Raw genomic sequence first — 9,867 nt, 5'->3', positions numbered from 1 at the left:
GCGCATCCGCGTGCTCGCCGATGACGGCGTCAACGTCACCGTGCGCGCTGCGCAGAACATCCGCGAGTTTCGCAAGGAAAGCCTCAAGCACTACAGCGCCGACCTGACCTACACCCTGGTCCGCGCCGAGGGTGGCTTCAAGATTCACCGCAAGGTGATCAGCCTGATCAACAGCGACGATGCCCTCGCCGGCATCGGCTACATCCTTTAAGGAGCGCGCCATGAACCAAGTTGCATTGGTAACCGGCGCTGGCCAGGGGCTTGGCCAGCGCTTCTGTGCCCGGCTGCTCGCCGCAGGCTTCGACGTGGTGGTCTCGGACCGTGACCTGGCGTTGGCCCAGGCCGCGGCCAAAGCGCTGGGCGGACGCACCCTGGCCGTCAAGCTCGACGTCGGCAAAAAGGCCGATTTCGAGCAGGCCCTGGCTCAGGTGATCGAGCACTTTGGTGCCCTGCACGTGGTGGTCAACAACGCCGCCGTGACCAAGACCACGCCGCTGATGCAGATCAGCCCCGAAGAGTTCGACGCCGTGGTCGGCCTCAACCTGCGCAGCGTGTTCCTCAGCTGCCAGGTGCTTGGCGCGCACCTGGCCGAAGCCGGCTACGGGCGGATCATCAACATGGCCTCGTTGGCCGGGCAGAACGGCGGCACCGCCACCGGCGCGCACTACGCGGCGAGCAAGGGCGCGATCGTCACCCTGACCAAGATCTTCGCCAAGGAGTTCGCCGCCCGCGGTGTCACCGTCAATGCCATCGCCCCTGGCCCGATCGACTCGCCTGCGGTGCATGCCGCAGTGCCGGCCGAGCGCATGCAGGGCCTGCTGGCGAACATCCCGGTGCAGCGCCTGGGCGATGCCGATTTTCTCGGCGACCTGATCGTGCAACTGGCGCGGCCCGAGGCCTACTTCACCACCGGGGCGACCTGGGACGTGAATGGCGGCCTGTTCATGCGTTGATATTTTCCGGGGCGCCTGCGCGCCCCTCTGTTAGGCGGGACACCGGCCATGAATGAACAACTGTTGAACGTAGTCGTGCGCAAGCGCGAGATCCAAGGGGCCGACGTGGTCGTGCTCGACCTGGGCCGGGCCGATGGCGCGGCGCTGCCGGCCTTTGAGGCGGGCGCGCATGTGGACATCCATGTCGCCCCGGGCCTGGTGCGCCAGTATTCGCTGTGCAGCGACCCGGCCGATGCCTCGGTGTATCGCTTGGGCGTGTTGAAAGACCCGGCCTCCCGCGGTGGCTCGGTGAGCGTGCACGACACCCTGCTGGAAGGGCACGAGGTGCAGATCAGCACCCCGCGCAACCTGTTCCCGCTGGCGGGCGACGCCCGCCGCTCGATCCTGCTGGGCGGCGGCATCGGCATCACGCCGATGATCGCCATGGCCCACGCCCTGCACCAGCAGGGCGCCGAGTTCGAACTGCATTATTGCGGGCGCTCGCGCAGCCGCAGCGCCTTCCTCGATGCCCTGGCCAGTGCGCCGTTCGCCGCCCGGGTGTTCACCCACTTCGACGACGAAGAGGCAGCCCAGCGGTTGGATTTGGCAGACGTGCTCGGCAGCGGTACGCCCGGCACCCATCTTTACACTTGTGGCCCGTCGGGCTTCATGGACTGGGTGATCGCCGGCGCACGCCAGCAAGGCTACAGCGAGGAGCACATCCACAAGGAGTACTTCCAGGTCGAGGTCGACGCCAGTGGCGCCGGCTTCGAAGTGGTCGCCGCACGCAGCAACAAGACCGTGCAGGTCGCCGAGGGCCAAAGCATTCTCGACGCCCTGGCGCAGGTAGGCATCAAGATCGATATCTCGTGCGAGCAGGGCGTGTGTGGCACCTGCATGTGCGAAGTGCTCGAAGGTGAGCCTGACCACCGCGATGTGTACCTGACCGATGAAGAAAAGGCCGCGAACGACCAGATCCTGGTGTGCTGTTCGCGGGCCAAGTCCAACAAGCTGGTGCTGGATATCTGAGGAGCATGACCATGGTAGACGTATCCCAATTTCGCAACGCAATGGCGCTGCTCGGTGGCGCCGTATCGGTCATCACCACCGATGGCCCGGCCGGCCGTTTCGGCTTCACCGCCTCGGCGGTGTGCAGCGTGACCGACTCGCCGCCCACCTTGCTGGTGTGCATGAACCGCTCTTCGTATTCCAACGAGCAATTCAAGGCCAATGGCGCACTGTGCGTGAACGTGCTGGCCGGCACCCACCAGGAACTGTCGGGGGCGTTTGCCAACCGCAACCTGAACATGGACGAGCGTTTTGCCGTTGCCGAGTGGACGGTACTGGAGAGTGGCGCACCGGTGATGCAGGAAGCGCTGGTCAATTTCGATTGCCGGATTGCCCAGGTGCATGAGGTGGGTTCGCACAGCATCTTTTATTGCGAGATTCAGGACATCCGCCACGGCGGTGCCGATGACGGCCTGGTGTATTTCAACCGCGCCTATCACCGGGTATGCGAAGCGTCGAAGGCTTGCTGAAAGCAGGGGCCGCGTGGCGGCCCCGGTAATCACAAGGTCTCGAGGTTGTGGAACACCACTTCGAGCATTTTGTTCAACCGCTGCACCTGCGCTTCGGTCAAGCCTTTGAAGCTGCGCTGGAACAGGTCGCGCGTCACGTCCTGCATGCGCTCGATGTTCTGCAGGCCGACCTCGGTGATGCGCACTTGGGTCACGCGACCGTCTTCGGGGCTGGGCGCGGTGTCGACCAGGCCATCTTCCTTCATGCGGTAGACGATCTTGGTGATGGTCGACAGCTTGGCGATGGCATGGGTGGAAATCTCGGAAATGCTCGATTCACCGTTCTCGTTGAGGATCCACAGCACGCGCCAGCGCGGCACGTCGAGGTCGACCTTCTTCAGCAGACGTTCCATGTTCTGGGTGTAGCGGCCGTGCACACGGGCCAGCCAGTAGAAGGGGAAATCTTCCTTGCGAAATTCATCGCTGGCCGGGTCGTGATGGCTGTGGCCTTTGCTCTTCGAAGTGCTCATCGATAACTACTTGTGCGGAAATAGTCGCGACATCATAGACCTTTCCGCGAATTTGACCACCGCAACAGCGCCAGGATTTACGGGAATGTTCAGTTGACATTTCCAGTAATTGACACGCATGTTCATGGCTGGGCCACGGTCCGGCATCCCTCTTTCAAAAGGGCTCCACGAAAATGACAATCATAGTTGAAACCCTTGACCTGGGCGGCAGCGGCCCCCGGGTCGTGGTCAAGGACACCATCGACGTCGCCGGCACCGCGACCTGCGCCAGCAGCCAGGCGCTGGAGCATGCGCCGCTGGCCGAACGGCATGCCGAGGTGGTCAGCCAGCTGCTGGCCAACGGCGCGCGCCTGACCGGCAAGGTCAGCCTGCATGAGCTGGCGTTCGGCACCACCGGCATCAATCACTACACCGGCACCGCGGCCAACCCGCGCTTCCCGGGGCGTATTCCGGGCGGTTCATCCAGCGGTTCGGCGGCGGCGGTGGCTGCCGGCCTGGCCGACTTCAGCCTGGGCACCGACACCGGTGGCTCGGTGCGTGTACCGGCCTGCTGTTGCGGTGTGTTCGGCCTCAAGCCGACCTTCGGCCGGGTCAGCCGCAAAGGCGTGATGCCGGCACACACCAGCCTCGACTGCGTCGGCCCGTTCGCGGCAAGCCTGTCGATGCTGGTGCGGGCGATGAGCATGATCGACCCGACCTTTACCCCGGCGCAGGTCCCGGCCAGGGCCCGGATCGGCGTGCTGCGGGTAACCGCCGAGGCGGCGATCCACAAAGTGGTGCAGGGCGCCCTGACGGCCAGCGGCCTGCCCTTGGGCAATGTCGAGCTCAAGCATTTCGGTGCGGCTTATGAGGCTGGCATGGTGGTGATCAACCGCGAGACCTTCGCCGGCTGTGGCCACCTGCTGGAAACCGGCAAGGTCGGTGCCGATATCGCCGGGCGCCTGGCGGCGGCTGGGCAGACCACGGATACGGCGCTGGCCGAAGCCGAAGAAGTGCGCAGGCGCTTCACCGCAGAAGTCGACCAGGCCCTGGCCAGCTACGATGTGCTGGCGCTGCCAACCATGCCCGACTTCCCGCTGCGCCTGGAAGACGCCGCCGACACCCGCGCGGTGCTGGGCATGACCTCGCTGGTGCGGCCGTTCAACCTGTCCGGGCACCCGGCCCTGAGCATTCCGCTGGGCAGCGCAGCCGGCCTGCCGGTGGGCTTGCAACTGGTGGCGGCCAAGGGCGCCGACGAGAAGCTGCTGGCCGTGGCCGAGCGCTTGCTGCTGAACCTGTACTGAGGTGGTGATGACCGATATCCATCAACTGCAGGCGCGCCTGCAGCGTTTTGAAGACCAGCAGGCCATTCGCGTGTGCATCAACCGCTACATGGAACTGTGCGACCAGCTCGATGCCAGCACACCGCTGGACGAGCTGGCCGGGCTGTTCACCCGCGAGGCGGTGTGGGAAGGCAAGGGCGCCAGGTATGCAGCTAGCTTTGGCGGTTACCGGGGCCGTGAGGCGATTGGTGCGATGTTCGCCACCTACATGAAGACCCCGGCGCACTTTGCGCTTAACGTGCACTTCCTGACCAGTGAGGTCATCGAGGTGGAAGGTGGGCAGGGGCTGGGGCGCTGGGTGATGCTGCAAACCAGTACGTTTGCCGACGGTGCTTCGCACCTGAATGCGGCGCGCCTGACGGTGCGTTTCGCGCAGGAAGATGGGCAGTGGCGGATGGCGCATTTCCAGACCGAGAACCTGTTCAGCCGGCCGGTCACGGCCTGGAACAGCGAGGCGCCATTGCCGGTGCCTGAGCGTTAGTCCCTGCTACTGGGGCTGCAAAGCAGCCCCGATTCTGACTCAGAAGGTACTGACGAACACCACCTGGCTGTACAGGTTGCGGTTGTCATTGCCCAGCTGCGTCCCGCCTTGCTCGGCACTGCGATCCGGCTGGTACAAGCCCACCAGCGGCACGATCATCAGGTGCTCGTTGACCGTCCATTGCGCATACAGATCCACCTCATGCCCGTCGGCATTGCCCAGGCTGCGGTCGAGGGTGTCGAAATTGAAGCCCAGGATCCCGACGTTGAGCGACTGGGTCGGGCTTACCGTCAGCCCCACTTTCTGAATCCGCGCATTGCTGTTGAACGGCCCGGCATAATTGCCGGCCACTTCGCCCTGGAACCAGGTGCCCAGGCCGCGGCTCAGCCCGTAGAACAAAGCGTCATAGCCTTCGGAGAAGCGGCTGTAGCGGTAGCTGATGTTCGGTTGCCAGGGCAGGTCGGCGAAGGTCCAGCCGGCTTCCAGGTACCAGGCATCTTCGGTGGCGGTGTGCGGTTTGTCCTGTTTGGCGTACTCACCGGAAAGAAACAGGTTCTCCACCCCCGCGTTGCCCTGGCCGCGCAGGCTGTAGGTCTTCATGCCGTCGCGCTCCAGCTGTTGCGGCGAGGCGAACGCCTTGTCGACGTGGGTGGTGTCGATGTAGGTCAGGCCGACCGTGCCGGCATCGGCCACGTGCTCCAGGGTGGCGACGTGCATTTCGGTCTTGGCCTGGGCGCGGTTGTCCGATTGCAGCCACATCAGGTCGCTGCGCCAGCCCTGCTTGCCGCCCAGGCGCAGCACGGCGGTCTTGTCGAAGCTCTTGCGCGCCGCCAGGTAATAGGCGCCGCCGCGGTTGAACTGGCCATCGGCCAGGCCGTGGCCGATGTTAAGGGCATCGCCCTGGATCAGGAAGCCGTCACCGACCGCGATCATCTGCTTGCCGAACGACAGGTCGATGCCATCCTCGCCCAGCGCCGGCACCAGGTTGCCGGACTTCCAGCCCAGGTAGGCATCTTCAATCTTGGTGGTGCGTTCGCTGCCATCACTGAAGCCGGCGGCGTCGCCATCGCCCCAGGTGCCGGCGCTGAGCAGGGCGAAGGCACCGTACAGCGAGCCGCTGCCAGCCAGGCGCTGGTCACCGCTCAGGCCGTACTTGATGTAACCCTCGCGCCATGAGGCGGCGCCGGGCTGGTCGCGGGCGATGGCGTAGCGTTCTTCGCTGTGGAACACACCGAACACGGCCTCCACGTTGGCATTGAGGTGGCGCTCGTCATCGCCGTAGAGCTCCAGGGCGGACGCCTCAAGCGAGACCCCGGCGAGGACCGTGGCCAGGGTGAGACGGAAGGGGCGGTGGTGCATGGTCTGGCTTCCTTTGTTATGGGTTTGGCAGAAGTTCCGAAGACATGCCAACGATCATGCAGGAAGCCCCGGCGCCGGCTTTTGTGCTGGCTGCCAGTTGGTTTGGGTGCTGTGCCAAGGTGACGGCAGGACGTAAATGCAAAAGGCCCCGTTGCGGGGCCAGTTGTGTGTGCTCGGGTTGTCAGTTGGCGTGGCGCTTGCGGTACTCGCCGGGGGTCATGCCGAAGCGGGCCTTGAACGCGGTGCTGAAGTAGCTGGAGTCGGAAAAGCCCCAGGCATAGCCCAGTGACGAGACCTTCTGGTCCATGGCCGGGTTACGCAGGCTCTCGGCGCAGAAGTCGAGGCGGCGGTTGCGGATGTACTGAGCGATCACCAGCTCGTGCTTGGCGAAGATGCGGTACAGGCTGCGCATCGAGATGCCCACTTCGCGGGCGATGAACTCGGGGCTGAGGCCTTCGCAGGTGATGTTCTGGTCGATCAGCGCCAGAGCCTTGCGGAACATGCGTTCGTGGCTGCCGGGGATGGCGTCCTGGGCAATCGCCGGGCGCAGCAAGGCGATCAAGGCGTCGAGCACCGCCTGGCTTTCGAGGTTGGCCATGTGCTGGGAGCGGCCGGCTTCGAGCATCATCAGCCGGGCCATGCTGGCCAGCGGCGTGTTCGCCTCGATCCGCCTGGCACAGGCCACGCCGACGCCCCGGGTGCCGCTTTGCACCTGGCTGCGCGGCAGGATCAGCGACAGCTGGCGCGAGCGCTGGTGGAAGTGCATGTCCAGCGGGGTGCTGGCATCGATCAGGGTGAGGTCGCCAGCCTGCAGTTCGATGCAGGCGTTCTGGTGCTCGATGCGCGAGGTGCCGGCCATCTGCAGCACGGCGTAGTAGTTGTCGGCACAGCTGGCGCGAATTTCCCGCGGGCCACGGAACAGGTTGACCTGGGTCATGTCGACGATACTCATGGAGATCTGGCCTACCTGGCACTTTTCCAGCTGGCCGACGAAGCCTGGGTCGAGCTTGCGGCCGTTGAAATGGCCGCAGGCTTCATTGACCTGGCTCAGCCAGGCCTGGAAATGGTCGTCGGAAACACGGCTTGCAGGGGTCATGGATGCCTCGCAGAGTATGACTTGGCGCGGATCGCTCGGGCGACTCTTGATCTTCAGGGTATGCATTAAAATTCACTTGAATATTCAAGCAAAAAACAGGCCTGGAGCGCGTCAAAGCTGTACTGGTTCAGAGGCAAGATATTGATTTTTAATGAGATAAACAGTGCGCTTTGAGAGCTTTGAGCGCACAGGTAAGGACTGAAGCGCCCGTCAGGCGCTTCGAAATGTAGCAATTTGAGACAGCTGTGTTTCTGCCGGCCCCTCAGGAGTGCGGCACGGCCTTGGCCGCCGGCGTGCCGGCATATTCAGGCTTCAGGTGGCCCTGTTCATCGAGCAGGTAGGCATCCATGACTTCACGCACCACCGGCCCGGCCACGCGGCCGCCGGCTTCCCCGTTCTCGATCATCACCGCCACCACCATGCTCGGGTGGTCAGCCGGGGCGAAACCGACGAACAGGGCGTTGTCGCGGTGCCGCTCGAGGGTCTTGTTGCGGTTGTAGCGCTCACCTTGCTTGATCGCCACCACCTGCGCCGTGCCGCTCTTGCCGGCGATGCGGTACTGGGCGCCCGCGGCGGCGGCGCGGGCGATGCCGCGCGGGTCGTGCATGACCATCTGCATGCCGACGTTGACCTGGTCCCAGGCATGCTTGTCGTGCAGCACGATGTTCGGCATCGGGTTGGGGTCGACCGGGGGCTCGCCGCCCACGGTCATGGCGAGGTGCGGGCGGTGCCACACACCTTTACTGGCCAGCAGGCTGGTGGCTTGGGCCAGCTGCAGCGGGGTGACCTGCATGTAGCCCTGGCCGATGCCGAGGATCAGCGTCTCGCCGGGGAACCAGGCCTGGCGCCGGGTGGCGCGCTTCCAGGCCTGCGAAGGCATCAGCCCGGGGGCTTCCTCGAACATGTCCAGCGAAACCTTCTGGCCCAGGCCGAACTCGGCCATGTAGTCGTGCAGGCGGTCAATGCCGAGCTTGTGCGCCAGGTCGTAGAAATAGGTGTCGTTGGACCGCATGATGGCGGTGTACATGTCTACCCAGCCATCGCCGCTGTGGTTCCAGTTGCGGTACTTGTGGTCGTAGTTGGGCAGCTCGTAGTAGCCCGGGTCGAACACGCGGCTGCCGGGGGTGATCACGCCGCTGTCGAGGCCGGCGATGGCCACTTCCGGCTTGACCGTCGAACCGGGCGCATACAGGCCACGCAGCACGCGGTTGAACAGCGGCCGGTCGATCGAGTCGCGCAGGGCGGCGTACTGCTTGAAGCTGATGCCCTTGACGAACAGGTTGGGGTCGAAGCTCGGGTTGCTGACCATCGCCAGCACGTCGCCGTTGGCCGGGTCGAGCACCACCACCGAGCCACGGCGGTCGCCAAGGGCCTTTTCGGCGGCCACCTGCAGGCGCGAGTCGATGCTCAGGACAATGTCCTTGCCGGGGATCGGGTCTTTGTGGTTGAGCACGCGCATTACCCGGCCCTGGGCGTTGGTTTCCACTTCTTCATAGCCGACGTGGCCGTGCAACTGGGCTTCGTAGAAGTGCTCGATGCCGGTCTTGCCAATCGACTGGGTGCCGCGGTACTCGGTGCTGTCGAGGGTCTTGGCTTCTTTTTCGTTGATGCGCCCGACGTAGCCCACCGAATGGGCGAAGTGTTCGGCCAGCGGGTATTCGCGGATGAACTGCGGTTCCACGTCCAGGCCGGGCAGGCGGAACTGGTTGACGGCGATCAGGGCGATCTGTTCTTCGCTCAGGCCGACCATCAGGGTCACCGGCTCAAATGGCTTGCGGCCGCGGCGCAGGTCCTTGTCGAACTGTTTGCGGTCGTCCTCGCCGAGGCTGAGGATTTGCGCCAGGCTGTCGAGCACCTTGGCCGAGTCGCCGGCGCGCTCGCGGGTCATGGTCAGGTCGAAGCTGGGCTTGTTGTCGGCCAGCACCACGCCGTTGCGGTCGTAGATCAGCCCGCGCTCGGGGGCGATGGGCAGGATGTGCACGCGGTTGTTCTCCGACACTGCGCTCTGCTGGTCGTGCTGCAGCACCTGCAGCACGTAGAGCCGGCCCACGAGGATGGCGCACAGGCTGAACACCAGGGCGGCGCAGGCCAGGAGCCGGCGGTTGACCAGGTGTTTTTCCTTTTCGTGGTCCTTGAGGGGGATCGGTTGCGGCATGGGGGCTCTGTACAGTGGCGAATTGGCAGGCGAGGGCACGCCTGCGAATGGGCCACCTAGCGGCCCCGGGGCCGGCGATGCTACGCAACCCGGTCCCGCGCCTCAAGGCAAGCACTGCTGGCTCACAGCTGCGGATCGCGCGTCCACCCCACTATCAGGGCGTTATAGGACTACATGAAGATTTGTTCATGTGCTTTCAATAACCGGACTAAGACATGGCACTTAATTCGCTGTTGCTCTTGCTGTGCTTTCGCTTCTAAGCGCGCGGTAGTTCAGCGAACGCCGAGTGCGACTTCAGGAGGCCGAACGCAGGCGTCTGGAGGGCCAGGGTGCGTAGCACCCCTTCGGCGTAGCCGAAGGCGCGAGATGTAGACTTGCGCAGCAAGTCGTAGGCCGCGCGGGCCCGGAAGGCGCCGGAGTGAGGGGACCCCGGAGCGCAGCGTAGGGGCCGGATGATGGGAGCCGGGGTTTTTGG

Annotated in this window: 9 protein-coding genes and 1 pseudogene; 6 read left to right on the top strand and 4 right to left on the bottom strand. The window is 64.6% G+C overall.

Annotation, left to right across the window (positions count from 1 at the left end; translation table 11 throughout):
* From APH28_RS25825 to APH28_RS25810, 4 genes and pseudogenes are all read left to right on the top strand, one after another.
* Positions 1-211, top strand: a pseudogene (locus APH28_RS25825) (hypothetical protein); the annotation flags it as partial.
* 10 nt (positions 212-221) lie between these two features.
* A complete protein-coding gene (locus APH28_RS25820) occupies positions 222-953 on the top strand; it encodes an SDR family NAD(P)-dependent oxidoreductase (RefSeq protein ID WP_060513264.1) in 732 nt (243 codons plus the stop codon).
* A gap of 48 nt (positions 954-1,001) precedes the next feature.
* Complete coding sequence (locus tag APH28_RS25815; RefSeq protein ID WP_060513263.1) at positions 1,002-1,961, top strand: PDR/VanB family oxidoreductase; 960 nt, start codon at positions 1,002-1,004, stop codon at positions 1,959-1,961.
* 11 nt (positions 1,962-1,972) lie between these two features.
* Positions 1,973-2,470, top strand: a complete 498-nt coding sequence (locus APH28_RS25810; RefSeq protein WP_060513262.1) for a flavin reductase — start codon at positions 1,973-1,975, stop codon at positions 2,468-2,470.
* Positions 2,471-2,499: 29 nt separating this feature from the next.
* Here the strand turns inward: APH28_RS25810 and APH28_RS25805 are convergent, their stop codons facing one another.
* The gene (locus tag APH28_RS25805; protein ID WP_060513261.1) at positions 2,500-2,979 is read right to left on the bottom strand and encodes a MarR family winged helix-turn-helix transcriptional regulator; all 480 of its coding nucleotides are present in this window, start codon (positions 2,977-2,979) and stop codon (positions 2,500-2,502) included.
* Positions 2,980-3,152: 173 nt separating this feature from the next.
* On the opposite strand from APH28_RS25805, the gene APH28_RS25800 reads away from it, so the two are divergent.
* Positions 3,153-4,262 (top strand): amidase, encoded by a 1,110-nt coding sequence (locus APH28_RS25800; protein ID WP_060513260.1) that lies wholly within the window; start codon positions 3,153-3,155, stop codon positions 4,260-4,262.
* 7 nt (positions 4,263-4,269) lie between these two features.
* Positions 4,270-4,782: a nuclear transport factor 2 family protein gene (locus tag APH28_RS25795; protein ID WP_060513259.1), complete on the top strand. Its 513-nt coding sequence runs from the start codon at positions 4,270-4,272 to the stop codon at positions 4,780-4,782.
* 39 nt (positions 4,783-4,821) lie between these two features.
* Here APH28_RS25795 and APH28_RS25790 read toward each other — a convergent pair whose 3' ends face one another.
* The 3 genes from APH28_RS25790 to mrdA all read right to left on the bottom strand — a co-directional run bounded on the left by APH28_RS25790 (position 4,822) and on the right by mrdA (position 9,392).
* Positions 4,822-6,141, bottom strand: a complete 1,320-nt coding sequence (locus tag APH28_RS25790; protein WP_060513258.1) for a hypothetical protein — start codon at positions 6,139-6,141, stop codon at positions 4,822-4,824.
* 181 nt (positions 6,142-6,322) lie between these two features.
* Complete coding sequence (gene feaR, locus APH28_RS25785; protein ID WP_060513265.1) at positions 6,323-7,237, bottom strand: transcriptional regulator FeaR; 915 nt, start codon at positions 7,235-7,237, stop codon at positions 6,323-6,325.
* A 262-nt stretch (positions 7,238-7,499) separates the two neighbouring features.
* Positions 7,500-9,392, bottom strand: a complete 1,893-nt coding sequence (gene mrdA / locus APH28_RS25780) for a penicillin-binding protein 2 (protein WP_060513257.1) — start codon at positions 9,390-9,392, stop codon at positions 7,500-7,502.
* Between the last annotated feature and the right edge of the window lie 475 nt (positions 9,393-9,867).

The organism is Pseudomonas sp. NBRC 111124, from assembly GCF_001320245.1.
Taxonomy (GTDB): domain Bacteria; phylum Pseudomonadota; class Gammaproteobacteria; order Pseudomonadales; family Pseudomonadaceae; genus Aquipseudomonas.
The sequence above is the reverse complement of the archived record's forward strand: the minus strand, read 5'-3'. Positions and strand labels throughout refer to the sequence as shown.